This is a genomic window from Tanticharoenia sakaeratensis NBRC 103193 (assembly GCF_000963885.1).
GTDB lineage: Bacteria > Pseudomonadota > Alphaproteobacteria > Acetobacterales > Acetobacteraceae > Tanticharoenia > Tanticharoenia sakaeratensis.
In genome coordinates this window covers 1-25,805 of sequence record NZ_BALE01000022.1, presented here as the reverse complement: position 1 = coordinate 25,805, position 25,805 = coordinate 1, and the positions used below count along the sequence as shown (strand labels likewise).

General features: G+C 63.5%; 27 protein-coding genes and 3 tRNA genes. 19 read left to right on the top strand and 11 right to left on the bottom strand.

The window, feature by feature from the left end; translation table 11 throughout:
* The 4 genes from B8446_RS16475 to B8446_RS09215 form a co-directional block, all read left to right on the top strand.
* On the top strand, window positions 1-328 hold a 328-nt coding region (locus B8446_RS16475), incomplete at its 5' end, for a hypothetical protein (protein ID WP_206742556.1).
* The gene (locus tag B8446_RS09225; RefSeq protein ID WP_373277142.1) at window positions 325-1,359 is read left to right on the top strand and encodes a DUF7146 domain-containing protein; all 1,035 of its coding nucleotides are present in this window, start codon (window positions 325-327) and stop codon (window positions 1,357-1,359) included. The genes B8446_RS16475 and B8446_RS09225, both read left to right, overlap by 4 nt.
* On the top strand, window positions 1,356-3,269 hold the full coding sequence (locus tag B8446_RS09220) for a DUF927 domain-containing protein (protein ID WP_048849069.1): 1,914 nt from the start codon (window positions 1,356-1,358) through the stop codon (window positions 3,267-3,269). The genes B8446_RS09225 and B8446_RS09220 overlap by 4 nt, the downstream gene beginning before the upstream one ends.
* Window positions 3,270-3,461: 192 nt before the next feature.
* Window positions 3,462-4,016 (top strand): recombinase family protein, encoded by a 555-nt coding sequence (locus B8446_RS09215; RefSeq protein ID WP_048849068.1) that lies wholly within the window; start codon window positions 3,462-3,464, stop codon window positions 4,014-4,016.
* A gap of 620 nt (window positions 4,017-4,636) precedes the next feature.
* On the opposite strand, the gene B8446_RS09210 is transcribed toward B8446_RS09215, so the two are convergent.
* Window positions 4,637-4,711, bottom strand: a tRNA-Thr gene (locus B8446_RS09210).
* Window positions 4,712-4,839: 128 nt separating this feature from the next.
* On the opposite strand from B8446_RS09210, the gene B8446_RS09205 reads away from it, so the two are divergent.
* From B8446_RS09205 to B8446_RS09195, 3 genes are read left to right on the top strand one after another with little or no spacing between them, the layout of a single operon-like run.
* Window positions 4,840-6,333 (top strand): paraquat-inducible protein A, encoded by a 1,494-nt coding sequence (locus tag B8446_RS09205; RefSeq protein WP_084712225.1) that lies wholly within the window; start codon window positions 4,840-4,842, stop codon window positions 6,331-6,333.
* A complete protein-coding gene (locus B8446_RS09200; protein ID WP_048849067.1) occupies window positions 6,330-8,027 on the top strand; it encodes a PqiB family protein in 1,698 nt (565 codons plus the stop codon). Before B8446_RS09205 ends, B8446_RS09200 begins: the two co-directional genes overlap by 4 nt.
* 1 nt (window position 8,028) lies before the next feature.
* Window positions 8,029-8,631: a PqiC family protein gene (locus B8446_RS09195; protein WP_048849066.1), complete on the top strand. Its 603-nt coding sequence runs from the start codon at window positions 8,029-8,031 to the stop codon at window positions 8,629-8,631.
* Window positions 8,632-8,802: 171 nt separating this feature from the next.
* On the opposite strand, the gene nusG is transcribed toward B8446_RS09195, so the two are convergent.
* The 3 genes from nusG to B8446_RS09180 form a co-directional block, all read right to left on the bottom strand.
* On the bottom strand, window positions 8,803-9,333 hold the full coding sequence (gene nusG, locus B8446_RS09190) for a transcription termination/antitermination protein NusG (protein WP_048849065.1): 531 nt from the start codon (window positions 9,331-9,333) through the stop codon (window positions 8,803-8,805).
* Window positions 9,334-9,344: 11 nt separating this feature from the next.
* The gene (gene secE / locus B8446_RS09185) at window positions 9,345-9,605 is read right to left on the bottom strand and encodes a preprotein translocase subunit SecE (RefSeq protein ID WP_373277143.1); all 261 of its coding nucleotides are present in this window, start codon (window positions 9,603-9,605) and stop codon (window positions 9,345-9,347) included.
* Window positions 9,606-9,725: 120 nt separating this feature from the next.
* A tRNA-Trp gene (locus B8446_RS09180) sits at window positions 9,726-9,802 on the bottom strand.
* A gap of 156 nt (window positions 9,803-9,958) precedes the next feature.
* Between B8446_RS09180 and B8446_RS09175 the strand changes: the two genes are divergently transcribed.
* Window positions 9,959-10,032: transfer RNA gene (locus B8446_RS09175), tRNA-Gly, on the top strand.
* 37 nt (window positions 10,033-10,069) lie between these two features.
* Here B8446_RS09175 and B8446_RS09170 read toward each other — a convergent pair.
* A complete protein-coding gene (locus tag B8446_RS09170) occupies window positions 10,070-10,624 on the bottom strand; it encodes a cupin domain-containing protein (protein WP_199484082.1) in 555 nt (184 codons plus the stop codon).
* Between the two features lie 271 nt (window positions 10,625-10,895).
* Between B8446_RS09170 and atpH the strand changes: the two genes are divergently transcribed.
* From atpH to atpC, 5 genes are read left to right on the top strand one after another with little or no spacing between them, the layout of a single operon-like run.
* Complete coding sequence (gene atpH, locus B8446_RS09165; protein WP_048849064.1) at window positions 10,896-11,498, top strand: ATP synthase F1 subunit delta; 603 nt, start codon at window positions 10,896-10,898, stop codon at window positions 11,496-11,498.
* The gene (gene atpA, locus B8446_RS09160) at window positions 11,498-13,033 is read left to right on the top strand and encodes a F0F1 ATP synthase subunit alpha (RefSeq protein WP_048849063.1); all 1,536 of its coding nucleotides are present in this window, start codon (window positions 11,498-11,500) and stop codon (window positions 13,031-13,033) included. The genes atpH and atpA overlap by 1 nt, the downstream gene beginning before the upstream one ends.
* Window positions 13,034-13,046: 13 nt before the next feature.
* On the top strand, window positions 13,047-13,940 hold the full coding sequence (locus tag B8446_RS09155; protein WP_048849062.1) for a F0F1 ATP synthase subunit gamma: 894 nt from the start codon (window positions 13,047-13,049) through the stop codon (window positions 13,938-13,940).
* Window positions 13,941-13,965: 25 nt separating this feature from the next.
* Window positions 13,966-15,456 carry a F0F1 ATP synthase subunit beta gene (gene atpD / locus B8446_RS09150; RefSeq protein ID WP_048849061.1) on the top strand — a complete coding sequence of 497 codons (1,491 nt, stop codon included), beginning with the start codon at window positions 13,966-13,968 and terminating at the stop codon, window positions 15,454-15,456.
* Window positions 15,457-15,459: 3 nt separating this feature from the next.
* Window positions 15,460-15,864: an ATP synthase F1 subunit epsilon gene (gene atpC / locus B8446_RS09145; protein ID WP_048849060.1), complete on the top strand. Its 405-nt coding sequence runs from the start codon at window positions 15,460-15,462 to the stop codon at window positions 15,862-15,864.
* Between the two features lie 69 nt (window positions 15,865-15,933).
* Here atpC and B8446_RS09140 read toward each other — a convergent pair whose 3' ends face one another.
* From B8446_RS09140 to queF, 3 genes are read right to left on the bottom strand one after another with little or no spacing between them, the layout of a single operon-like run.
* Window positions 15,934-16,551 carry a trimeric intracellular cation channel family protein gene (locus B8446_RS09140; protein WP_048849059.1) on the bottom strand — a complete coding sequence of 206 codons (618 nt, stop codon included), beginning with the start codon at window positions 16,549-16,551 and terminating at the stop codon, window positions 15,934-15,936.
* Window positions 16,548-17,363, bottom strand: coding sequence for an aminoglycoside N(3)-acetyltransferase (locus tag B8446_RS09135; RefSeq protein ID WP_048849058.1), 816 nt, complete (start codon window positions 17,361-17,363; stop codon window positions 16,548-16,550). The genes B8446_RS09140 and B8446_RS09135 overlap by 4 nt, the downstream gene beginning before the upstream one ends.
* Complete coding sequence (gene queF, locus B8446_RS09130; protein ID WP_048849057.1) at window positions 17,363-17,830, bottom strand: preQ(1) synthase; 468 nt, start codon at window positions 17,828-17,830, stop codon at window positions 17,363-17,365. The genes B8446_RS09135 and queF overlap by 1 nt, the downstream gene beginning before the upstream one ends.
* A gap of 66 nt (window positions 17,831-17,896) precedes the next feature.
* Between queF and rnd the strand changes: the two genes are divergently transcribed.
* Window positions 17,897-19,099, top strand: coding sequence for a ribonuclease D (gene rnd, locus B8446_RS09125; RefSeq protein ID WP_048849056.1), 1,203 nt, complete (start codon window positions 17,897-17,899; stop codon window positions 19,097-19,099).
* Window positions 19,100-19,245: 146 nt separating this feature from the next.
* Window positions 19,246-19,848, top strand: a complete 603-nt coding sequence (locus B8446_RS09120) for a GcrA family cell cycle regulator (RefSeq protein ID WP_048849055.1) — start codon at window positions 19,246-19,248, stop codon at window positions 19,846-19,848.
* A 100-nt stretch (window positions 19,849-19,948) separates the two neighbouring features.
* Here the strand turns inward: B8446_RS09120 and B8446_RS09115 are convergent, their stop codons facing one another.
* Complete coding sequence (locus tag B8446_RS09115; protein WP_199484081.1) at window positions 19,949-20,650, bottom strand: bactofilin family protein; 702 nt, start codon at window positions 20,648-20,650, stop codon at window positions 19,949-19,951.
* A 244-nt stretch (window positions 20,651-20,894) separates the two neighbouring features.
* On the opposite strand from B8446_RS09115, the gene B8446_RS09110 reads away from it, so the two are divergent.
* Window positions 20,895-21,884 carry an adenosine kinase gene (locus B8446_RS09110; protein WP_048849053.1) on the top strand — a complete coding sequence of 330 codons (990 nt, stop codon included), beginning with the start codon at window positions 20,895-20,897 and terminating at the stop codon, window positions 21,882-21,884.
* 129 nt (window positions 21,885-22,013) lie between these two features.
* Here the strand turns inward: B8446_RS09110 and B8446_RS09105 are convergent, their stop codons facing one another.
* Both B8446_RS09105 and B8446_RS09100 read right to left on the bottom strand, forming a co-directional pair.
* Window positions 22,014-22,730: a CHAP domain-containing protein gene (locus B8446_RS09105; RefSeq protein WP_048849052.1), complete on the bottom strand. Its 717-nt coding sequence runs from the start codon at window positions 22,728-22,730 to the stop codon at window positions 22,014-22,016.
* Between the two features lie 293 nt (window positions 22,731-23,023).
* On the bottom strand, window positions 23,024-23,374 hold the full coding sequence (locus B8446_RS09100) for a RidA family protein (protein ID WP_048849051.1): 351 nt from the start codon (window positions 23,372-23,374) through the stop codon (window positions 23,024-23,026).
* Between the two features lie 171 nt (window positions 23,375-23,545).
* Between B8446_RS09100 and B8446_RS09095 the strand changes: the two genes are divergently transcribed.
* From B8446_RS09095 to B8446_RS09085, 3 genes are read left to right on the top strand one after another with little or no spacing between them, the layout of a single operon-like run.
* Window positions 23,546-24,220, top strand: a complete 675-nt coding sequence (locus B8446_RS09095; protein ID WP_241767721.1) for an MBL fold metallo-hydrolase — start codon at window positions 23,546-23,548, stop codon at window positions 24,218-24,220.
* The gene (locus B8446_RS09090) at window positions 24,220-24,717 is read left to right on the top strand and encodes a DUF192 domain-containing protein (protein WP_048849050.1); all 498 of its coding nucleotides are present in this window, start codon (window positions 24,220-24,222) and stop codon (window positions 24,715-24,717) included. Before B8446_RS09095 ends, B8446_RS09090 begins: the two co-directional genes overlap by 1 nt.
* Window positions 24,718-24,748: 31 nt before the next feature.
* The gene (locus B8446_RS09085; RefSeq protein ID WP_048849049.1) at window positions 24,749-25,717 is read left to right on the top strand and encodes an NAD-dependent epimerase/dehydratase family protein; all 969 of its coding nucleotides are present in this window, start codon (window positions 24,749-24,751) and stop codon (window positions 25,715-25,717) included.
* Window positions 25,718-25,805 lie beyond the last annotated feature (88 nt).

The window sequence follows — 25,805 nt, the reverse complement described above, 5'->3', positions numbered from 1 at the left end:
CTGTCACGCCACAGAATCAGCGTTCAGTGGAGCCGCTCTAACCGCGCACCTGTCCTTCCAGAGCATGCGCGAATTGGACGGCGCCGCATATGCTCGGTCCGTCGCAGTGTTTTTTACGCCGGCGCTGATGCTGTTTCGGTCTGCGGTTGATGCGCGTGCGGATTTTGCACAACTGCGCGGTTGGCTTGACCGTTATCGATGGGATGCAGTGCTTCGGGGGGCACATGCGCAGGATCTGGCCCTGTGGGCTGTGCTTTCGAATACTGCTCGGTTTGAAGGTCGCGGCTTTGATCAGTGCATACGCTTGCATAAACCTCTGTCGCCGTGAGGCACGACGCCGCCACCATCGCGCGCATGCTCGCGGAACGAGCACCGTCGCTCGTGCGCGAACTGCTGCCGAATGGCCGCAAGCACGGGGCAGAGTGGCGGTGCGGGTCGCTGGCGGGCGAGCGCGGGCAATCACTGGCGGTGCATCTTGGCGGTGCCCGGTCGGGGGTGTGGGCGGATTTCAGTTCAGCCGAGCGGGGCGACGCGCTCGATCTGGTTGCGGCCGTGCTTTACGGAGGGGATCGGCGCAAGGCGCTCGTCTGGGCCCGCCAATGGCTCGGGCTGGGCAATGGCGACGTCGGTCCTGTTGTGCGCCGCTCGGCGCCGATGGGGCGGACGTCCGAGGTTGATACAGATGCACAGGCGCGGCGGGCGGCGGCGCGCAAGGTCTGGTTTGCCGGCGAGCCTTTGCGGATGGGCTCGCCGGCCGCAGCCTATCTCGCCGGGCGTGGCATCGATCTTTTGGAACTCGGGCGCGTTCCGGGATCGTTGCGTTTTCATACGGGCCTATGGAACGGCGAGAGCCAGCGGCACTGGCCTGCGATGCTGGCCGGGATCTGCGCGCCGGACGGCGCCATGGTGGCCATGCATCGCACCTGGCTGGCGCCGACGCCATCGGGGGGATGGTCTAAGGCACCGCTTCGGGACGCCAAGATGACGCTCGGCTCTTATGCCGGGGGCTGCATCAGGCTGTGGCGCGGCGCGTCCGGAAAACCGCTGGCCTTTGCGCCGGAAGGTGAGACGGCAGTGTTGGCCGAGGGCATCGAAACGGCGCTCTCGATCGCCATCTCGTGTCCGGAGCATCGCGTGCTGTGTGCCGTGTCATTGGCGAACATGGCGCGCGTGGTGCTGCCAGCGGCGATCCGAACCGTGATCGTCGCGGCTGACAACGATGAGGGCAACGCATCGGCGCGTCGGGCGCTCGATGTGGCTTGCCAATGGTTTCTGTCGCAGGGGCGCGATGTGCGCCTTGCGATGCCGGATCGGAAAGATGCCGACTGGAACGATATCTTACAGGAAATGGACGCATGAGCGAGCGCGTGGGGGCTGGCAAGAGCGGCCGGAAGAAAGTGCGGGACGGGATAGAGGGCGCGAAAGTTGTGGAACTTCGGCCGAAACAGGGTGCGGCGTCTGACAAGGCGGAGCAGGATAGTGAAGACCGCAGGTTTATCCATCGCGACAACGGTATATGGCGTCGCAAAGGCGACAACCCGCCGACATTCATTTGCGGCCCTGTCGATGTCTTGGCGGAATCGCGGGATGAGGAGGGTCGAAACTGGGGATTGCTCCTCGCCTGGGATGATCGCGACGGCCATCGCCACGAAGAGGCATTTCCGCGTGCGCTTTTCGCGGGAGACGGTAATGAGATCCGGAGCCGATTGGCCGATGGCGGCCTGACGCTCGGCGCGGGCACTTCGGCGAAGGCAGCTTTTCTTGAATGGCTGGCGAGCCTTGCCAGCGAGCAGCGTGCCCGGAGCGTGACCCGGATCGGCTGGCATGCCTTCGGTGGTCAGTCGGCGTTCGTGTTGCCGGATGAGACGATCGGCGAGGCCGGAGAACGGGTCGTCTTGCAGACGACAGAACGGGAAGCATCGCTGTTCGGCGTTTCTGGCACAGCGGAGGATTGGCGGCGCGAGATCGGTCTGATGTGCGCGAAGAATTCGCGGCTCGTCTTCGCGGCGTCTTGCGCCTTCGCCGCTCCATTGCTCGGTCTACTGGGCGAGGAAGGCGGTGGCATCTCGTTCAAGGGGGACAGCCGCGTTGGCAAGAGCACAGCCTTACGGGTTGCGGCCTCAGTCTGTGGTGGCACGCCCCAGAACGGTGCTGGCGGCTATATCCGTTCGTGGCGCTCGACATCGAACGGGATCGAGAGCACCGCGCTGGCATCTTGCGATGCGCTGTTGCCGTTGGACGAAATGGGGCAGCTTGACCCGCGTGAGGCGGGCGAAATCGCCTATCTCTTGTCCAACGGACAGGGCAAGGCGCGATCGAGCCGGACTGGCGGAGCGCGCAGCGTCGCGCGATTCCGCATTCTTTTTCTTTCCACCGGCGAACTTGGGTTAGCGGACCTGAACCGGGAAGCGGGCAAGGCCACAAAGGCCGGACAAGAAGTGCGGTTTGCGGATCTGCCGGCGGATGCCGGGCGCGGCATGGGATTGTTCGAATATCTGCACCACGAAGATACGCCGGAGGCTTTTGCCCGATATCTGCGCACCGCGACGGGGCAAATATATGGTGCACCGCTTCGGATATTTTTGCGTCGGCTCGCGGACGTGATGGCTAATGAGGGCGAGGATGAATTACGCGGCCGCTTGCGCGACCGGATCGCCGACTTGGCGGATGATTGGCTGAAGGACTACCCAGCGGCGTCCGGTCAAGTGCGGAGCGTCGCCGCGCGCTTCGCGATGGTCGCGGTCGGTGGCGAACTCGCAACCAGCTATGGCCTCACGGGTTGGGCCGATGACACACCGTCATACATGGCAGGTGAGTGTTTCCATGCCTGGCTAGCGGAGCGGGGCACCGTTGGCCGCCGGGAGGAAGAGCAGGCTGTCCAGCAGCTCCGGGATTTCATCGCAAGGAACGGCGAAGCGCGATTCGAAAGATGGGTCGATGCGGTGACAGCTGCAGAAGCACAATCCGAGATCCCGGACGCGCCACCGGGGGAACGTTTTCGCACGCAGAACCGCGCCGGATGGAAACGGTGGGTGCGTGAAGATGATGGCAAGAGCGCCTGGCGCTATCTTCTGACGAGCGAGGCAATGTCCGAGGCGTTGTCTGGTCTGAATCAGCGTAGCGCCAAGGCGGTGCTGGTGGAACGCGGCTTCCTGTTGCCGGGCAAGGACGGCAAGATAGCGGCCCCGATCTCGCCTCCTGGCCACAAGAAAGTCCGAGCCTATGAGGTGATGGCCGCTATCCTCGGATCAGATGAAGGGGATCGGTAGCAAGCAGTCACATCCGCATCTCGACGTGCGGCGCGAGCATAGTTTCTGCCTGTCTCATTTGAGTATACCTCTGCGAGACGTCTCATGGTATTTCCAGAACTGAGGCTTTCTCTGTCTCATTAGGGTTGCGTTAGATCAAAAAAGACAGCACAAGGAGATTGTCTAGACCCTAACGAGACATTTGAGGCATTTATGAGCACGATTTACGGATACGCGCGGGTCTCGACCACGGATCAGGACCTCGCCATCCAACAGGACGTGCTCCGCGCCGCTGGCTGCACAACGATCCGAGCCGAAAAGGCGTCGGGCACCTCGACCAAGGGCCGCACCGAGCTCCGCATCCTGCTCGACTTCATCCGCTCGGGCGATACGTTGGTCGTGACGCGCATCGATCGCCTGGCGCGGTCGATCGCAGACCTTCAGTCCATCGTAATCGAGCTCCGCCAGAAGGGCGCAGCCCTACGCTGCACCGAGCAGCCGGTCGATACGACAACCTCGGCGGGCAAAGCGTTCCTCGACATGCTGGGCGTGTTCGCCGAGTTCGAGACCAATCTCCGCCGCGAGCGCCAGCTCGAAGGCATCGCGGCTGCGAAAGAGCGTGGCGTCTACAAGGGACGCAAGGCTTCGATCGACACGGCACGCGTCCAGGCTCTCCATGCAGAAGGTGTCGGTGCATCGGAGATCGCTCGCCAACTCGGCATCGGCCGCGCCAGCGTCTACCGCCTCATCGAGGCAGCTTCGGCTTGAGCGCGGGTGCTGCGGGGCAGCATAGGTTTTTTCTCGATTTTCTATGGGCTGACCAACACGTCAGCCTGACATATCGCGCCTCGTTATGCGTAAATCGCATATCTCGCCGAACCATCGAAAGCGGCGTTGAGCGTTCGATTGGTGGGCAGCGTCCGACGGTGTTCCCACAAAAACGGCAGAAATCTGCCGATCAACTATCGCGCTGCGGAACACCTTTGCGGAAGGTGTTCCGGTTTTACTTTCGGAGGTGTTCCGCGTAGCGCTCTGATATAAAACACTAAAATGGCCATGGAACACCTAGAACACCCGGAACACCTTTCGAGAGCAGAGTGAGAAAGAGCCGGATGCAATGGCGGGGGAACTCGCATGAAGCCATGCAACGGGAGCGTGGCTCGAGAGGCGCATGGGCCAAGTCAAAGAATGGCGTCGCCAGGGGGTAGGGGGGTCGAAAGCTGAGAGCGACAAAAGTGTAGACCGTCCACCCCCCCTTCGTGTGTCGCCGCGAAATTCGCAGAACTTTTTTTGGAGAGGCGAAGCGCAGAGAGTCCGGAAAGAGTCCGGAGATCTCGCGACAGAGCCAGCCAAGGTAGGCCTGGATATCAAAAAGCTGAGGAAAAGCGTGGTGCCGACACTCGGAATTGAACCGAGGACCTACTGATTACGAATCAGTTGCTCTACCCCTGAGCTATGTCGGCTGCGCGTGGGGGCATATATCGAAGCACGCGGTGGGTTGCAATATGCGTCGGGCAGGTTTCGCGCAATCAGGACCATTATGGCGGCTTTGGGTGATTACAGAGGCCTTTCGGTGTTCTAGGCTTGCCTGATGAGCAATCGGCTTCATCGACGTCTGTGGCATAATGCCGTTCAGGCAACGGCCATACGCCCCGTCAGTGATGTGCGTGTGCTCGAAGGTGTGCGGGAATGCCCGGGATGCGGGCTCTTCCAGCGTGTACCAAGGCTGGCACCCGGGCGCGTGGCTTATTGCGGCCGGTGCGGAGGACAACTGGCGCGACGGCGCCGAACGCCTCCGCTTGCGACGCCGACAGCTTTTTGTGTCGCCTCGATCGCCCTTTATCTCGCGATGCTTGTCACGACACTGCTGACGATCAACGTTTATGGGCGAATCCAGACGATCACGCTGTTCACGGGGCCGATCGAACTCCTGCATCAGGGCTATGGCGAAGCCGGAATCCTCGTAGGGCTGGTCACGATTGTCACGCCCGGCATCGTGCTGGCCCTGATGTCGGCGATCCTGTGGGGCGCGTCGCGTCCGCACATGCCGGACTGGGCGCCGCGCCTGATGACCTGGTACGAGCGCCTGCGTGGCTGGTCGATGATCGAGGTCTATATCCTCGGCGTGTTCGTCGCCTATTCCAAGCTGATCGATCTGGCGCTGGTCGATCTCCAGGCGGGCGTCTACCTGATCGCCGGGCTGATGTTCACGATGGCGGCGATCGACTCGACGCTCGATCCGGAGCGGATCTGGCAGAACCGCGACGTGGACGAGACCATCAACCTGCGCGGGCACCAGCTTTCGGTTGAACGGGTCAATGTCCTGACATGCGACATGCCGCCGATGCAGAACATGGTCTCCTGCAGCTCCTGCCATCTCGTGATGGCGCTGCCCCGTGTCGTTCCCCGGGAAGCGGATCTTGGTGACTGCCCGCGCTGCGGACAGCACGTGCGCCGTCGCCGGCCGCAGAGCCTGTCCTCGACGACCGCATTCCTTCTCGCGGGGCTGATCTGCTATCTGCCGGCCAACCTGCTTCCGGTCATGACCTACACCAGGGTCGGCAGGGGAGATCCGAGTACGATCATCAACGGCGTGATAGAATTGTGGCAGGCCGGCCTGGTGCCGCTAGCGCTGCTCGTGCTGTTCGCGAGCATCACTGTGCCGGTCCTGAAGATCGTATCGCTCTCGGTCATGATCGTGAGCACCTATTTCGGCTCCCGGCGTCGCCTGCCGCTGCTGACGAAGCTCTATCGGGTGGTCGATCTGATCGGGCGATGGTCGATGATCGACGTGTTCATGATCTCGATTCTGGTGGCTGTCGTCCGGTTCGGATTCCTCGCCAACGTGACGGCGGACTTCGGCATGGTATGCTTCGCGGCAGTGGTGATTTTGACAATCTTTGCCGCGGAATGCTTCGATCCCCGTGGCATGTGGGATGCAGCCGGGCTGAACGGGCCCGTCGAAGGCCCGCTTGAAGGCAAGATCCGCCCTTACCGACCGGATGAGCGGCGGTCCGATCAATCGTCCGACGGCGGCCGCCCGCAGGACCCGAATTCTGGCAACATGGAGCCGGCGCGCGCGTGAGTGATCATCAAGATACGTCATCTTCTGGTGGAGCGGACCAACCCGCGCCACCTCAGGAAGCTCCTACGCGCCACACGCGGTTTTCCATCATCTGGCTGATCCCCGTCGTTGCGATCGTGCTGGCGGGATGGCTCGCATGGCGCAGCATCTCCCAGCGCGGACCCGAAATCACGGTTACCTTCGACACGGCTGACGGCATCACGGCCGGGCAGACCCGGGTGGAAAACAAGGCGGTGACACTGGGCACGGTGGAATCTGTCACGCTGTCGCGCGACATGCGGCGCGTCAGCGTCCGCATCCGGATGAATGCGGACAGTTCGGACATCCTGACCGATCACGCACGGTTCTGGGTCGTGCGCCCGCGGATCAACGGCGCGTCCATCACAGGCCTCGAGACCCTGTTGTCCGGGGCCTATATCGCGATCGATCCCGGCGCGCCGGGCGGCCATTATCAGACCATGTTCACGGGTCTGGAGTCCGTTCCGGGTGTTCGATCCGACCAGCCCGGAACGACCTATACGCTCGTCACGACGCAGCTCGGGTCGATCGGCCAAGGCGCGCCCGTCTTTTTCCGCAATGTCTCGGTGGGCGAGGTGCTCGGTTACACGATGCCGCCGGGGGGTGACGGACCGATCCTCGTGCAGGTGTTCGTGCGTGAGCCATATGATCATTATCTGCGCACCGACACGCGGTTCTGGAACGTATCGGGCGTGCAGGTGGGCCTCGGCGCCGGCGGCCTCAAGGTGCAGCTCACGTCGTTGCAGGCGCTGCTCTCGGGCGGTGTTGCCTTCGGTATTCCGGAGCGCCGTCTGGATACGCCGTCGCCGCGTGCACCGGGTAATGCGGTTTTCAAGCTTTATGATACGGAAGCCGAGGCCGACGGTGCTCGTTACCAGCGCCGCGTGCGTGCCGTGACCTATGTGGACAGCTCCGTGAAGGGGCTCGTGTCGGGCAGCCAGGTCACGATGTTCGGCATTCAGGTCGGCACGGTGACCAATGTCCGGCTTGAGATTGACAAGACGACAGCGGCAGCGCGGGTCCGGATCGACATGGATCTCGAGCCGGAGCGCGTGATGAGTGCGGAGAAGATGGCCGATCAGCCGTCCGAAATGCTCTCGCAGATGGTGCGGAACGGATTGCGGGCTTCGGTCGAGAGCGCGAGCTTCCTGACCGGCGAATCGATGATCAGCCTCACCTTCGTCAAGCATGCGCAGCCTGCCGAGCTTGGCAATGTCGACGGTATCGCGGTCATTCCGAGCCAGCCGGGTGGATTTGACGGGATCATGGCCTCCGTCTCGACCGTGGCGGACAAGATTGCGGCGATGCCGCTCCAGCAGATCGGCGACCACGTGAACGACCTGATCGCGCATAGCGATCAGCGGATCGCAAGCCCGGAGGTCACTCAATCGCTGCAGGCGCTACGTGATTCGCTGCGTCATCTCAGTGCGCTGACGCAGCATGCGGACGAGGGCATGCAGCCGCTGCTCAAGAGGCTGCCGGCCCTGAGTGCTGCCCTGCAGGGCACGCTCCAGAGTGCGCAGGGCGTGCTCGGAAGCTATGGCGGCGACACCGATTTCCACCGTGATCTTCAGGGCATGGTCGTGCAGCTCGGGCAGGCGGCCCGTTCGATCCGGTATCTGACCGACTATCTCAACCGCCACCCCTCGGCGCTGATCACCGGACGCAGGAACTGACATGGCTGATTTTTCTCTTCCCAAGACCGCACGCGCGGTCCTGCTCGGCGCAGGGCTTGTGACGCTTGGAGCCTGTAGCGGCGATCCGACTTACTACACGCTGGCGCCCGTTTCGGGCGTGTCACAGGCCGGCGGCCCGGCGGTGGTGGAAGTGCGCACGCCCGTGATCGCCCAATGGCTCGATCATGACGATATCGTGCGTCAGGACCGCGACTATCGCGTCAGTCTGGCTCAGGGCGATGCCTGGAGCGGCGCGCTGCCGGACCAGATCGCCCAGACACTGACGGTCGAGCTGGCGCAGCGTCTGCCGGGAACGACGGTCATTGCGCAGAATGACGCGGCCTCGACGACGCCTGCGGCGTATGTCGAGCTGACAGTGACAAACTTCAACGAGGATCAGGACGGGCAGGCCGTGCTGCGGGGATCGCTCTCGGCGCATGCGGCGCAGGCGGGTGCGGGGCCTGTCATCACGATGCCTATCTTGCTGACGCTGAAGCCGCAGGGGCATAGCACGGCGGCTCTGGTTGCCGCGATGAGCGCCCTGCTTGGACAGCTCGCCGATCAGGCGGCCAGCCAGATCCGCGCGCTGCCGCCGATCCGATAACACACGGCGCCTCGAGCTGCGTGGGCAGCGAGGCGCAACGTGGCAACCTGAATGTCAGGGAATGATTACGCGCCTTCAGGGCGTAGCTTTTCCGGCATCTGTGAAATGCAGATGCCGCGGCAGAGAAAGTCATGACCGGGGGAATTGCCCCCCTCGGCCGTTGTCAGAGAATCAGAGCTTCTCGACTTGGCCGTATTCCAGATCGACCGGCGTGGACCGACCGAAAATGGACACGCTGACCTTGAGGCGGCTGCGCTCGGGGTCGACTTCCTCGATCGTGCCGTTGAACGACGTGAACGGGCCGTCGGCAACGCGAACCTGTTCGCCGATCTCGAAGGTGATCGCTGCCCGCGGGCGCTCCACGCCTTCCTGGGCCTGCTTCATGATCCGCTCGGCTTCGGCTTCGGAAATCGGGCTCGGACGATTGCGCGAACCCAGGAAGCCGGTGACCTTCGGTGCATCCTTGACCAGATGCCAAGCTTCGTCCGTCAGCTCCATCTTCACCAGCACATAGCCCGGGAAGAACTTGCGTTCGGCGTTTACCTTGCGGCCGCGGCGGACTTCGACGATGTCCTCCGACGGCACCAGAATTTCGTCGAAATGGTCTGCCAGACCCTTCTGTGCTGCCTGTTCCTTGAGGTGGCTTGCGATCTTCTTCTCGAAGCCGGAATAGACATGCACCACATACCAACGCTTAGCCATGGCGGTCTGACCTAGCCTCCCACACCGAACAGTTCACGTACACCGAGCCCGATCACCTGATCGACCACGAAGAAGAATACAGAGGTCAGCGCCGCCATCGTGAGAACGGCACCCGTAGTCACCAGCGTGGCACGGCGCGAGGGCCACGTGACGCGGCGCGCTTCGGTGCGCACCTCTGCCAGAAACTTGACAGGCGAGAAGCCGCCACCGGCGTTTTGGGCCGCCGCGGATCGGTCTGCAGGTCGAGAGCTGGGCTTCTGAATGGTCACGATCGTCTTCAGTTCTGGCGGTTGCAGCGCTGCGGCCCGTTCCGGAAAATGGACCTTCTGGCACGACCGCGAGTCCATCGTGGCCGTTTGGCGCCAGCCGATGCAACCCTGCGGCGCGCGGGTTGGCAGGGGTGGAGGGTCTCGAACCCCCAACCTCCGGTTTTGGAGACCGGCGCTCTAGCCAATTGAGCTACACCCCTTCACACGTCGTGCCGGCATCGAAGCCGGACGCGGCGCAGGGGGCGGACATGCCCGTGTTCCCCCCCCAAAGTCAAGAGGGGGATGCGACGCTTCATGTCTTGCGACGAGAGGTCTTGATGCGACGCCATGGCTTCGCTAAACCCTGTCCCCGTTGGGCGGGCGTAGCATAGTGGTAATGCAGTAGCCTTCCAAGCTTCTGAGGAGGGTTCGATTCCCTTCGCCCGCTCCAGCTTTCCTTACATCTGATCAGCCTGCGAATCGCGGCATCACTGCACCGGGCACGGCTTGTGGCTGGCCCGCGCATCGTCGAACTGCGTGATCAGCAGCGTGACCGGTCCGTCGCCGACGTTCCCGGACAGGTGACCCACGTGGCCTGCCTTGTCCCGCCTTGTGTCGAGATCTTCGCCAAGGAGTGCATCGCCCGGATTGAGTTCGACCCGGGTTCCGTCCATCGCCTGCATGAACAATGTGCCCGACGTCGGCACGATCCACTGGATGCGGGGATTCTGGTGCCAGCCGCCCTTCCAGTGCGCGGGTTGAACATTGGTGACGACGGTCGCGGCGCCATGCATCGGGCGACCCAGCCATTCCTTGTCAGCCTGCGGCACGACGAGTTTGAGCTGAAAGGACGTGAGGTTGCACTTCGTAAGGTGGCTGACCCCCTGCGCGTCCGTCCAGTTGTCCCAGTAGGCCACCCGTGGTGACGCCGGCTGCGGCGTGCCGGGTGCGACGTTGGCGGTCTGGCTGCCTGTTGCGGAAATCTGGGCGAAGGCCGGGGCCGTTACTGTCGGGAAGGTGAGGAGGGAAGCGCAGAGGGTCATGCAGGCCCGTCGGTTCATCGCGCGGCAAATCCTTATGTCGTGGGTGAAACGATGCCGCATGTGGCCCGAGCGATCTTCAAAAAGCAACAAGACCATGGCGAATGGCGCTTTTGTGCGCGCGGCTGTTGGTTGCGCAGCCGGAGGGGAGCGTGCTAGACGCCGCCGGTATTCGGCCTCGGCTATCCGCCCGGGCCATATTTGGATATCCTGATCGCGTGGCCCGCAAGGGGCGCGCCTGATTGCAAGGTGGAAGAGCCAGGACGTGAGTGTGATGACAGGAACAGCGTCGTCCGATGCCGCCCCCCAGGCGCGGCCGCGCGTGGCGCTTTCGTCTCTGCATGGGGTCCCGGCGCGCTACGCGACTGCGCTCTATGAGTTCGCTGATGAGCGGTCCTCGCTGCCCGAGGTGCTCCGGCAGGCGGAAACGCTCGCCACGCTGATCGATGAAGACGTAGCGTTGCGTTCTTTCATCGGCGACCGTGCCATCGATGCCCGCGCAGGCGGCCAGGCGATTGACGCCGTGCTGGAGGCGCGGGGCTTCGGAGACACGTTGCGCCATTTCGTAGGCGTTATTGCGCGAAACCGGCGCCTGTCCCGCCTGCGTGACATCCTTGCGGCCGTATCCGCGCTGGCTGCCAAGCGTCGTGGCGAAGTGGTGGCGGAGGTGCGTACCGCCCAGCCGCTGAGCGAGCAGCAGCGCGCAACACTTGCCACCCGCCTTTCTGAAGCCGGCTACGGCCGTGTCGCCGTCACCGAGATCGTCGAGCCCGAACTGCTGGGCGGTCTCGTGGTGCAGATCGGCGCCCATCTGTTCGACACCAGTCTTCGCGGGCGACTGACCCGCCTTTCGCATGCCATGAAGGGAGCCGCGTGATGGATATCCGTCCCGCAGAGATTTCGGACATCCTCAAGCAGCAGATCGCCTCTTTCGACGGCGCGGCCGAGGTCTCCGAGACCGGCACGGTCCTCTCGATCGGTGACGGCATCGCGCGCGTCTACGGTCTGTCGAACGTCATGGCCGGCGAGATGGTGTCCTTCGAGTCCACGGGCGACCGTGGCATGGCGCTGAACCTCGAGGAAGACAATGTCGGCGTCGTGATTTTCGGCAGCGGCGACGGCGTTCGCGAGGGCGATATTGTCACGCGTACGAAAACGGTCGTCGAGGTTCCGGTCGGCAAGGGCCTGCTGGGTCGCGTGGTCGATGGTCTCGGCAATCCGATCGACGGCAAGGGCCCGCTCGAGAACGTCGAGATGCGTCGCGCCGAGATCAAGGCGCCGGGCATCATGCCGCGTCAGTCGGTCAGCGAGCCGATGCAGACCGGCATCAAGGCGATCGATGCGCTGGTGCCGATCGGTCGTGGCCAGCGCGAGCTGATCATCGGCGATCGCCAGACCGGCAAGACGGCGATCCTGGTCGACACGATCGTGGGTCAGAAGCCGGTCAACGCGACGGGTGACGAGAAGCTCAAGCTCTATTGCATCTACGTGGCCATCGGCCAGAAGCGTTCGACGGTCGCGAACCTCGTGCGCACGCTGACCGAGCAGGGCGCCATGGAGTATTCGATCGTCGTCGCGGCGACGGCATCGGACGCGGCACCCATGCAGTATCTCGCGCCGTATACCGGCTGCGCGATGGGCGAATATTTCCGCGACAACGGTATGCACGCGCTCGTTTGCTATGACGACCTGTCCAAGCAGGCCGTGGCCTATCGCCAGATGTCGCTGCTGCTGCGTCGTCCGCCGGCCCGTGAAGCGTTCCCGGGTGACGTCTTCTACCTGCACTCGCGTCTGCTCGAGCGCGCGGCCAAGATGTCGGACGAATATGGTGCCGGCTCGCTGACGGCGCTTCCGGTGATCGAGACCCAGGCCGGTGATACTGCCGCCTACATTCCGACCAACGTGATTTCCATCACCGATGGCCAGATCTTCCTCGAGACGGATCTGTTCTACAAGGGCATCCGCCCTGCGGTGAATGTCGGCGGTTCGGTGTCGCGCGTGGGCTCGGCCGCACAGATCAAGGCAATGAAGCAGGTCGCCGGCAAGATCAAGCTGGAGCTTGCCCAGTATCGTGAAATGGCGGCGTTCTCCCAGTTCGCGTCCGACCTCGATCCCGCAACACGCAAGCAGCTTGATCGTGGCGCGCGTCTGACCGAGCTGCTCAAGCAGCCCGAGACTTCGCCGCTGCCGGTCGAGGAGCAGGTGGTCGTCCTGTATGCGGGCACGCGTGGCTATGTCGACAGCGTTCCGGTGGACAAGGTCGTCAACTACGAGCAGCAGCTCCTTTCGGAAATGCGCAACGGCGGACGAGCCATTCTCGACGCCATTCGCGCCGATCGCCAGATCAAGCCCGAGACCGAAGAAAAGCTGAAATCCGCGCTGGAAACGTTCGGCAAGCGGTTTGCGGCCTGAGGAATCCTGATCGATGCCTTCGCTGAAGGAACTGCGCGGCCGCATCGCGGGCGTGAAGAACACGCGCAAGATCACCAGCGCGATGAAGATGGTCGCGGCCTCCAAGCTGCGCCGCGCGCAGACCCATGCCGAGGCATCTCGCCCTTATGCGGAAGCGATGCGCCGGATGATGTCCGAGCTTGCGGCTGCAACGAAGGGGCAAGGTGATGCACCGACGCTTCTGGGCGGCACGGGTGAGGACCGCGTGCATCTGCTCGTTGCCGTGACCAGCGATCGTGGTCTGGCCGGTGGCTTCAATGCCAACGTTGCGCGCATGACCCGTCAGGTGATTGCGCGGCTGCAGGGTGAGGGCAAGACGGTCAAGCTGCTGACGGTCGGCCGCAAGGGCGCCGATCAGCTGGGACGGACGTATGCCGATATCCTCGTGGACCGTCTGCCCGGCACTGCCGGGCGCGACGTCGAGTTCGGCACGGCATCCGGGCTTGGCGAGCGTCTCGTCTCGATGTTCGAGAAGGGCGAGTTCGACCACTGCACGCTGATCTACAACAGCTTCGTCAATGCGATGACGCAGACGCCCGTCGAGCGGCAGCTGATCCCGTTGCCAGCGCCCGAAGGGGCGAACGACAACGAGGATGCGCGCGCATCCGACGCGCCGCAATACGATTTCGAGCCTGACGAAGGCACGCTTCTGGCGCGTCTGCTGCCGCGCAATCTCCAGATGCAGATCTATGCCGCGCTGCTGGAAAGTGCGGCAGGCGAGCAGGGCGCGCGGATGACGGCCATGGACAATGCCAGCCGCAATGCGAGCAAGGCCATCGACCAGCTGTCGCAGCGTTACAACCGCTCGCGCCAGGCGAACATCACCAACGAACTGATTGAAATCATCTCCGGCGCCGAAGCCGTCTGAGACCTGACCGCACGGAGGCATAGACATGTCCGATACGATCCAAGACGCCCCGGCCCCGGGTTCCACGGCGCCGCAGGGCACTGCCAGTTCCAATGTCGTCGGTCGCGTGACGCAGGTCCGCGGACCTGTTGTCGACGTTCAGTTCGAAGGCCAGTTGCCGTTCATCCTCAACGCGCTTCATGTCGATATCGACGGCCAGACGCTGGTTCTTGAAGTCGCCCAAGAGATCGGCGAGCGCGAAGTCCGCTGCATCGCGATGGACACGACGGATGGTCTCGTGCGTGGCGCGCCGGTGCGTGACATGGGCGAGCAGATCACAGTGCCGGTCGGCCCCGCGACGCTCGGCCGTATCCTCAACGTCGTCGGCGAGCCGATCGACGAGCGTGGGCCGATCAACTCCGAGAAGCGCTACCCGATTCATCGTAAGGCGCCCGATTTCGAGGAGCAGGCAGCGGCTTCCGAAATCCTGGTGACCGGCATCAAGGTCGTCGATCTGCTCTGCCCTTATCTGAAGGGCGGCAAGATCGGCCTGTTCGGCGGCGCGGGTGTCGGCAAGACCGTCATCATCCAGGAACTGATCAACAACATCGCGAAGGCGCATGGTGGTGTGTCGGTGTTTGCGGGTGTTGGCGAGCGGACGCGTGAAGGCAACGACCTGTATTACGAAATGCAGGATGCAGGCGTCATCAAGCTTGGTGAAAACGGCTCGACCGAAGGATCCAAGGTGGCACTGGTCTATGGCCAGATGAACGAGCCGCCGGGCGCGCGTTCGCGGGTTGCATTGTCGGGTCTGTCGCTCGCAGAGTATTTCCGTGACGAGGAAGGCCAGGACGTCCTGTTCTTCGTCGACAACATCTTCCGCTTCACCCAGGCTGGTGCCGAAGTCTCGGCGCTGCTGGGCCGCATTCCTTCAGCCGTGGGCTATCAGCCGACACTCGCGACCGACATGGGCGCACTGCAGGAGCGCATCACGTCGACGACCAAGGGATCGATCACGTCCGTGCAGGCCGTGTATGTCCCGGCCGACGACCTGACCGATCCGGCACCGGCAGCAACCTTCGCGCATCTGGATGCAACGACCGTGCTGAACCGGTCGATCGCGGAAATGGGTATCTATCCGGCGGTCGATCCGTTGGACTCGACGTCGCGTTCGCTCGATCCGAAGATCGTGGGCGAAGAGCACTACCAGGTTGCGCGTGACGTCCAGAAGACGCTGCAGACCTACAAGGGTCTGCAGGACATCATCGCCATTCTCGGCATGGACGAACTGTCCGAGGACGACAAGAAGATCGTCGGACGCGCCCGTCGCATCCAGCGCTTCCTGTCACAGCCGTTCCATGTCGCCGAGGTCTTCACCGGGGCGCCGGGCAAGCTCGTGTCGCTCGAGGATACGGTTCGCTCGTTCAAGGCCGTCGTGGCTGGCGAGCATGACGATCTTCCGGAAGGTGCGTTCTACATGGTCGGCTCGATCGATGAAGCGATCGAGAAGGCCAAGAAGATGAAAGAGCAGGGCTGATCCATGCCGCTTCAGGTCGAGATTATCAGTCCCGAGCAGGTGCTCGTCCGGCGCGACGCCGACATGGCCGTTGTGCCGGGAGCGGAGGGTGATATCGCGGCCATGCCGGAGCGGGCGCCTGTCATGCTCCTGCTTCGGGCCGGCGTCGTTTCCCTCTATGAGGGCGAGCGCGTTGCCGAGCAGTATTTCGTCGAAGGTGGATTCGCCGACATGACGGCGGATCGCTGCACCATCCTTGCTGATGCGGCACGTCCCGTATCCGACCTCGATGCGAATGCCGCGCGCGGACGCATCGAGGAGCTGGACAACAACTGGTCGTCGGTTGATCCGCAGAATGAAGCGGCGCTGATCCGGGCAGCCGAAGCACTTCAGGCAACGCAGGCCGAGATCGAGTCAGCGCGGTCCTGAGGGTTGCGGACTGGCACCGGCGATATCGCTTGACGGTGCAAATCCGTTCGATGCGTGTCAAAGTTCTTTTCAGAAGGCTGGTAGTCGCCAGTCCCCGGCGATTGCCGCAAGTCTGATAAGCAGTCCGATGACTGCGCCGATGCCGGCAGCAAACGGCATCGGCATTCCCCAGCGCTTCAGCGTAACGATCAATATGCTTTCGAGAATGGCCGCGCTGGCATAGAAGCCCGTGCGCAGAATGGCCGGCACCTCGCCGAGCATCAGATCGCGCAAGGCGCCCCCTCCTGTTGCCGTCAGCATCCCCATGACGGTTGCAGAGAATCCGCTGTCTCCCCGCATCAGCGCCTTGCTTGCACCGGATGCTGCGAACAGTGCCAGACCTGCGGCGTCCAGCAACAGAACCGGACGATGCCAGTGGGCCAGTTGCGGCCCGGCGACGACCGCGAGGGCCGTGCCGAGAATGACGGCGGCGGCATAACGTCTGTCTGTCAGGGCGGCAACGGGATAGGCACCCAACAGGACGTCTCGCAGCATCCCGCCCCCGAGGGCTGTCATGAAGGCGATGACGGAAACTCCCAACAGGTCGAGATGTGCGTGGATCGCGAGCAAGGCGCCTTCCGCCGCGAAGACCAGTGTACCCGCAAGGTCCGCTAGGGTAATCAGTTGCCCGATAGCCTGGCGGGTCATGAGCGAACCGGGAACAGGACTTTGGCGCGATCCGTTATGCGCCGGAGAGAAAGAAGTCGGGTGGTGGCATAGCCGACCGATCCGATGCGGCTTAGCCCCTCTCGATCCAGAACGGTACCGATTGCGTCGAAATGCTCGGTATCATGGGCAGGCAGCGTGTAGTCGATCCAGCATCGCCCATGCTCGGTCATGAGGGGGGCGCCATCGGGCTGCCGCAGCGGCCGATCGCCCCATGCGACGCGCTCGGCGAGGTGCAGTCCCGTACAGGTGTCGTATCCGGTCCCGATCATCAGGACTTTCGCATTCAGATCGTACAGGACGGACAGAGGGGAGGGGACGCCGAAAGGATCCTCGAGCGGCTGATGTGCGAGAATTGCCTTTGCATCGGGGCCATTTGCGCTGAACGATACGGCAGGATGGCGGCTTCGTTCTGTGCCCGGCCAGCGTCGGAAGGCTTCGGCGATGGCGCCCATGTCGCGCGTCGGTGTGCGCTCCGGATCGTAGGCCGGCATTGCGTCGCGGATGATCGGTTGCCAGTCCCGCGGTACTGGGGGGTGCGACCAATGGGCGGGATCGGTCACATCCATGGAATGGGCCGGCATCACGAGTGTTCCATGAGGACCAACCGCGGCGCGCAGCGCATCGATGGCGGCCTGCGTTCCACCGCAGATCCATCCGATCCGGCTCATGGCGGTATGGACCAGGACGATGTCGCCGGGCTCGACACCAAGACGTGCAAGATCGCCGGTCATCCGTTCGACGGTGACCGGCTGGCGATACTGCGTGACCGGAGTTTCGTGATTGCCCGGCATCAACCCCGGCCGCGGTAGGACGGAACATCCTGCGCTGGAATCCACACGCCTTCCGGAGCCGGACCGGTCTGCCAGAACACGTCGATCGGGATGCCGCCCCGCGGGTACCAGTAGGCCCCGATCCTCAGCCAGCGAGGCTGAAGCTCGTCGACGAGACGGCGCGCAATGGCGACCGAACAATCCTCGTGAAACGCGCCATGGTTCCGGAAGCTCGTCAGATAGAGCTTGAGCGACTTGCTCTCGACGATCCAGGCATCCGGCACGTAGTCGATCACGATATGGGCGAAGTCGGGTTGTCCCGTCACGGGGCAGATGGAGGTGAATTCCGGCGCCGTGAATCGCACCATGTAGTCCCGGTCAGGGTGCGGACTGGGCACGCGTTCCAGAATGGCATCTTCCGGTTTCTGGGGAATGGTAATGGCGTGGCCGAGCTGGCTCAGATGCTCGGTGGGAGGCTTGTCGGTCATAGTGGTTTTGTCCTGATCGTTCGGCGGTCGTTTTGCCACAATTCGGGCCCGTGTTAAGGAGCGGATATGCCGAAATCCGCGCCGTCAGCATCCCCGATCTTTCCCGAACCACAGATCATCACCACCACGGAGGCCCTGGCCGCGCTGTGTGCCAAGCTGGTGCACGAGCCGTTCGTCACGGTGGACACCGAATTCGTTCGGGAGCGGACCTATTATCCGGAATTGTGCCTGGTGCAGCTGGGCGGCACCGACGACGTGGCGGTGGTGGATGCGCTTGCACCGGGGCTGGACCTGTCTCCGCTGGCCACCCTGCTGGATGCACCGGAGTGCGTGAAGGTTCTGCACGCCGCACGGCAGGACCTTGAAATCTTCCTGCATCTGTTCGGGCGACTGCCGGTGGCGTTGTTCGATACGCAGGTGGCGGCGATGGTGGCCGGCTACGGAGATCAGGTCGGATACGACAATCTTGTCGGCGCGATCACAGGTGTCGCGATCGACAAGGCGCATCGGTTCAGCGACTGGTCGGCGCGTCCGCTGAGTGCGGCGCAGATTGCCTATGCGGCGGCCGATGTGACGCATCTGCGCCTTGTCTATGTTGCGCTGCGCGATGAGCTTGCGCGTGCCGGGCGTCTGGACTGGGCAGATGCCGAGCAGGCCGTGCTGCGTGATACGACGCTGTATCGACCGGATCCGAGCACGCTATGGGAGCGTCTGCGGCCACGGGTGAACAATCGCCGTGTGCTGGGCGTGCTGCGCGAAATCGTGGCGTGGCGAGAGCGGGAAGCGCAGACGCTGGACCTGCCGCGCCAGCGCCTCATCCGCGACGAAAGCCTGCTGGAAATCTCGGCCAATCAGCCGGCAACGGCGGAAGCACTGGCCCGTGTCCGAGGGCTGACGCGCGGATTTGCCGAAGGGCGAAGCGGGCAGGGTCTTCTGGGCGCGATCAGGATCGCAAAGGCGCTGCCGGAGGATGATCTGCCGCGGGCACCGCGCCGACATGAGGGTGCGAAGCCGTCGTCCGCCATGGTCGCATTGTTGAAGGTCCTGCTGGCGGCCCAGTGCGAGATGCACAAGGTGGCGCCCAAGCTCGTCGCTTCTTCCGATGACCTGGACAAGCTGGCGCTTGGCGAGACGGATATTGCGCCGATGCAGGGATGGCGCCGCAGCGTCTTCGGGGATGAGGCACAAGCCCTCCTGCGCGGTGAACTGGCGCTTGGTGCCGGGCCGCGTGGCATTCGTCTGATACGCACGACAAGCTCCGATGCCTGAGCAGGTTATCCCCGTGTTTCGAGAGCGCTGAACAGGGTTATTGCCTCACTGTCCCCGAGGTTCTCCACAACATTTTGTGGTCGATCCATTGAGTGCACCACAAGATGCGCTTATTCTACCAGAGAACAGGGAAAGGAGCACCGGGCATGGACTGGACTGAGGAGACGATTTCCCGGCTCCAGGAACTGTGGCAGCAAGGTCTGTCCACTGCGGAAATCGGTCGCCAGCTGGGGATCACGAAGAACGCAGTGGTGGGCAAGGCACATCGCCTGAGCCTGCCGCCACGTCCCTCGCCGATCCGCAAGCCGGCACCCGTCCGTGCAAGCGCGGAACCTGTTGTCGAGAAGGTTGAGCCGGAGAGCGCCCAGGTGCGTCCGCTCGAGGAGACCGTATCGGCAGCACCTGTCGCACCGGTGGCCGAAGTCGCACCGTCCGAGGACGAGGCCATTCGTGAAAGCGCCAGCGTGGTGTCCATCCTCGCGCGGCGTGCCGCGGAGACGTCGGCAGATGCGACGCCCGCAGAGGACGTTCCGGAGCCCGCCCCGCGCAGTGTGCCGCGACCGGTCCTGCGCAGCGTTCCGCCGGAGCCGCGTCGCCGGGGGCCGTCCTGCTGCTGGCCGCTGGGAGATCCCGGGACACCCGGCTTCCACTTCTGTGGAGCGGCACCCCTGAGCGGCAAGCCGTATTGTGCGGAGCACGCGGCCATCGCCTACGTGAAGCTACGGGACCGACGCGACATCGTCGCCTGATATCGCGTCTCGTATGCAGACATGAAAAAAGCCGCCGGGGTCATCCCGGCGGCTTTTTTCATGTGCCATGTGACGGCACGGGGCCGTCACATGGCAGACATCAGGAAGCAGCAGGCTCCGGCGTGCTGGCCTGCGGAGCCGGACGCGGTGCGGAGACAGGCTCGCCGACCGGCGGGCGTGACGAGCCGTTGTTGTCTGTGATCATTTCCAGATGACCGGTGATCTGGCCTCCATCTTCGACCTGCAGGCGGCGGCAACGGGTCTTGCCGATCAGACGGCCCGTTGCACGAACAGTCAGGCTGCCGCGCACGACGAGCGTGCCGTCGACCGTGCCAGCGAGTTCGGCGTCTTCGACCTCGACTTCACCGCGGAACACGCCGCCGGGTGCGACGGACAGTTCGGCAGCATGAATCATGCTGGCTTCGACCGTGCCCTCGACGACAAGGCGTTCGGCATCCTGAACCGTGCCCTGAACGCTGATGCCGCGGCCGACGACGAGGGTGCGGCGCTCCGGCTGGTCACGACGCGGCGCAGCGCCGGGTGCGGTTCCGGGCGCAGGAGCGGCGCCGGGGGCTGTGCCCGGCGCGGGCGTCGGACGCCCGGCGGGCGCGTTCGAGGAGGGCGGGGTTGGGAAAGGCGTGCGGCCCATGTCAGCTTGGTCCTTTGCTGGCTGGTTTGACGAAGAGGGCATGTCTGCCGGCCGGTTGGGGAACATCGGATTCCCTGGCCCGCCACCGGGCTTGGCGCCGGTTGTGGGCGACGCGGCCGGTTTGTCGTCTTCCGGTTTACGTCTCTTGAACAAGAAAACCCCGCTACACGGTCATGCGAAAATGAAAGCTGCATCGCGCCCGTAGCACGATGCGGCACCTCTTTCCGGCTTAGCCCCGGGCCGGGTCATCGACAAGCGCCGATCGGAAGGTTTCGGACGCAAAATCCATGCCGATTGCACAAGGTCCGGGCGGGGTGTTAGCCGAGGGACCCAATGGTGCCCGTGATCGTGTTGTTTTGATGGCACATGGGCTGCAATCGAAGGAATTTCCTACATTATGACCGCAAGTTCTCCGCCGACGCTTGATCTCCTGTGCATCGGCAACGCCATCGTCGACGTACTGGCGACCGTGGATGACGCTCTTCTGGCGGATATCGGTTCGCCCCGGGGTGGCATGACGCTGATCGATGCGGGCACGGCATCCACGATCGAGGCACGCGTGACGCCGCAGGAGATCATGGGCGGCGGCTCGGCGGCCAATACGGCGGTGACGGCGGCGCGGATGGGGCTTTCGGTCGGCTATCTCGGCAAGGTTGCCGACGATGCGGCGGGCCGCCATTTCGCCGATGATCTTCGAGCACTCGGTCTGCGCTTTCCGTCAAATGCACTGCCGTCCTCGGCTGGTATTCCGACCGCCCGCTGCATCGTGCTCGTCACGCCCGATGGCCAGCGCACGATGCACACCTATCTCGGCGCCTGTGTGGAATTCGGCCCGGACGATGTGCTCGAAGAGGTCGTGGCGTCCGCGGGCGTCCTCTACATGGAAGGATATCTCTACGATCGCCCGGAAGCGCAGGCTGCCTTCGAACGCGCCGCGCGCCTGGCCCATCAGCACGGCCGCAAGGTTGCACTGAGCCTTTCGGACTCATTCTGTGTAAACCGCCATCGCGCCGCGTTCCGTGCGCTCGTGGCAGGACATGTCGACATCCTGTTCGCGAACGAGGCGGAAATCCTCGCGCTGTATCAAATCGACGATTTCGCAGCGGCGGCGGCGTCCATCGCAGCAGAGACCGAACTGGCGGCCCTGACGCGTGGCGAGCATGGATGTGTCGTGGTCGCGGGCGGCAAGATGAGCGCGGTTCTGACCGAACCTGCGGTCGTCGTGGACAGCACGGGTGCCGGAGATGCCTTCGCGGCAGGCTTCCTGGCAGCGCTTGCCCGTGGCGCCACGCCGCGCGAGGCCGGTGCATTGGGTAACCGGGCAGCAGGATCGGTCATCGGACGGCTGGGTGCGCGGCCGGGTGCGGATTTCGCCCTTCGCGTCTGAGTTGTTTCGAGGCGGGGCTCAGGCCCTGCCTTTCAGGTGCACCCGTTTGTCGTTCGTCGGACTCGCCCGCCGTCGGACTCGCCCGCGAACCGCGGTCAGGTCAGGCAAAAGGCCGGCGTGCGGAAAGTGTCAGCGGATGTTGCGGTTCGGTGCGTCGACCGCGAAGGCATCGTCCGGCGCTTCCGCGACTTCGGTGGATGTCATCGGATGGCGCAGTGCCGAAAGGTCTACAGCGCCGTGTGTGGCGACAGCCGTCGGTGCTGTCCGGACGCTGGCGAGCACGACGTGCGGCGCCGTCTCCGGATCGCTGCCGTCATCCGGACGGGCATAGATGAAGCCGTGCGTCGGATAGATGCTGCCGTAAGCATCCTGGTTGCCGTTCAGAGCCACGCGAACGGCGGACCAGTCGTTGTTCGGAGACACGTCCACGACGTGAACGTTGCGGCTGATCCCGCGCTGGGCCCAGTGCGACTGATCGATGACGATGGTGCGGCTGTCTTCGACTGCGGTCACGACCGCGACATGGCCAAGCGGCATGCGGCGGGTTGCGCGGAAGCTCAGGACGCTCCCTGCTTCGGGTGCCTGTCCACGCGCATAGACGCCGTTGGCGTTGTACCACCAGTCGGCGGCATTGCCATGAAGTTCGACCTCGGATGCAGCTTTTGCAAACGCGACGCACTGGATCACATGGCCGCCGTATATGTGACGTGCCGATGCCATCCGAACCAGATGGCGTCCGCCGGCATGGTGTGATGTGCGGTGAAGAGGGCGTGCCTCTGCCAGACTCATGAAAGATGATGCGATCGCCAGAGAGAAAGCGGCAAGCCGAAAGCAACTTTTGCGCATCACGATCTTTAGGACTCGAACTGGAGGACTATCTGCGGAGCCACCTAACCAGCCTCATGCAACCCTGACAAGATGCGGTTGCAAGGCTCGGCAACGTCATGCGCAATTTCTATGTATTCGGCGTGCTGGCGCTGGACCGTGGGAATATAGTCCCATCCATACCTGAAGACGCTCGTCACGGAGTGTTCGATGCGTGTTCTACGCCACACCCTCATGAGGGGAAATGTGGCGAGAGCGCCACATTTCTTCTGTCGATGCCGCCGCGCGTGGCTTGGCGACATCGACGCGACGCTTCACTTCGTCGTGGTCAGCATGATTTCGACGAGCATCCGGGGGTCTGCCAGCGTTGCCTGAACACAGGCGCGTGCAGGTGCGCCGCTTTCCGGCAGCCATGCAGACCAGACCGCGTTCATGGCGTCGCGGTCGGCGATGTCCTTCAGCCAGATCTGGGCCTGAAGCAGGCGCGTTTTGTCGGTGCCGTGCTCTTCGAGCAGGGCATCGAGTTGCGCCAGGATGTCCTTCGTCTGGGCCGTGACGTCCTGATCAAGGTCTCGCGCCACCACGCCCTGCGTGAAGATGAAGCCGTGGTATTCGACGGCCCGCGCCAGGATCGGGTTCGGTTCGGTGCGGATGATGCGACTCATGATGGTTTGTCCTGAAGTGCTGTGGATCTGCTCGAGTCTCATGCGGTGTCGAGGCGGTCAATGTGCGTGTCCGAGGCCGGCCGTCTCCTTGGGTTGTTCCAAAGCATTGTGCGGGTTAGAGCGGACGAGGCCCGCTGCACGCGCGCAGTGTGCCGCTGGAATGGAGGAAATGTGTCGGAGCCATTGCGCCTGTCTGTCATCCAGGTGACGCCACTGCGGCAAAACTGCGCGATCGTATCGGACGAGACGACGCATCGTGCGGTCGTCATCGACCCGGGTGGGGACGTGCCGCGCATTCTCGATACCATCGCGTCGCGCGGCCTGTTCATTGAGGCCATCTTGCTCACACACGGTCATCCCGATCATGTCTGTGGCGTCGCTGATCTTCGCGACGCGCTCGGCGAGCGGCAAGGCGCAGCAGTCCCGGTGCTGGGCCCAGGGATTGAGGACGCCTTTCTCTGCGCAGGTGCCGGGCAGGCCGGCGCAACGTTCGGCATTGCCGGTGCGCGTGACATAGAGCCGGACCGTTATCTGTCCGATGGCGAGCATCTCGAACTGCTCGGCCGGCGCATTGATGTGCGACACGTCCCTGGGCATTCGCCCGGTCACATCGTTTTCGTGGCGCAGGACGACCGTATTGCGGTCGTCGGCGACACGCTGTTTCGCAACGTGATCGGCCGCACGGATTTTCCCTATGGGGATCAACGTGCGTTGCTGGCAGCGATCCGCGACAAGCTTCTGACGCTGCCTGACGACGTGTCGATCCTGCCGGGTCATGGCATGCCGAGCACGATCGGCGCAGAACGCCAAAACAATCCCTATCTGCAGAATCTGGATACCCTTTGATGCGTCCGAACCTGTCTCGACTGATGTGTGGGCTCGCGGGTGTCGCGGTCCTCTCCGTTGCGTCTCCGGCATTTGCGCAGGATGCCGGCGATCCGACCAAGGCGCAGCCGGTGCTGGCGCAGGCGCCGCTGACCATCACGACGCATGATGGCGTGGCGCACCATTTCTCCGTCGAGCTGGCGAAAACCTATCGCCAGCAGGAGGTCGGAGAGATGTATCGGACATCGCTCGCGCCTGATCGCGGGATGCTGTTCGTCTGGCCGGCACCGCAGGGTTCAGACATGTGGATGCGTCATACGCTGATCCCGCTGGATATCGTGTTTATCGACCCCGATGGGCGTATCCATGCGATCGCGGAGAACGCGGTGCCCCAGAGTGAAGCGCATATCTCCAGTCATGGTGCGGTCGGATCGACGCTCGAACTGGCCGGTGGCGTCACGGAAAAGCTCGGAATCGAGGTCGGAGATCGTGTGACCTCCTCCGCGCTGGCTCACTGAGGGTGGCATTTCGGTCGGATTGTCGAACAAGATGAAAGTCCTGTTGACCGGTGCTGCGGGATTTATCGGCGCACATGTGGCGCAGGCACTGCTGAACCGTGGCGTGCCGGTCGTCGGCATTGATAACCTTAACGCCTACTACGATCCGGGTCTGAAGCGCGCCCGTCTCAAGGCCCTGTGCGATGCTCCAGGGTTTGAACTGATCGAGCTGGACATCGGCGTGCCTGATGCGCTGGCGTCCGCTGTGTGTGCCCATCAGGATGTGACGCATGTCGTGCATCTGGCGGCACAGGCTGGCGTCCGCCATTCGATGATCGACCCCTATGCCTACGTGCATACCAACATGCAGGGACAAGTCGCCGTCCTCGAATGCGCGCGGCGACTGCCGAAGCTGCAGCATGTCGTCTATGCATCGTCGTCTTCGGTCTATGGTCGCAATCGATCGCTTCCCTTCCGGGAGAGCGATCCAGTGGATGTCCCTGGCTCGTTCTATGCGGTGAGCAAGCGAGCAGCCGAGCTGACGTCGGAATCTTACGCTCATCTGTTCGGGCTGCCGCAGACCGGCCTTCGGTTTTTCACGGTGTACGGCCCGTGGGGGAGGCCCGACATGGCATATTACGGGTTTGCCCACGCGATCGCTTCCGGTGAGCCGGTAACGCTGTATGCCGGCTCAGAGCTTGCACGGGACTTTACCTACATCGACGATGTCGTGGGCGCCGTTCTGGGTGTTCTGGATCGGCCACCGGAAGCTGGTGTCGCCCGCCTGCTGAATGTCGGCAATGACTCTCCCTGCACGGTTCGTCATCTGATCGGGCTGCTGGCGCGCGAACTGGGCCGGGACGCGCTGATTACCGATGTGCCGCGTCCTGGATCGGACATGCTTCGGACGTGGGCGGCGGTCGAGGACATCAGAGCAATAAGCGGATGGATGCCGGCCATGCCGTTCGATGAGGGGATTGCGCGGTTTGTGGCCTGGTTTCGCGCATACGAAGGCCTCTGAAATCGGCGCCTGTCGCTTTTGGTGAACTTTTTTGAAAATAGCGATTGACGGTGGGGTGAGGATCTCCGTATAAGCCCGCTCACCGGAC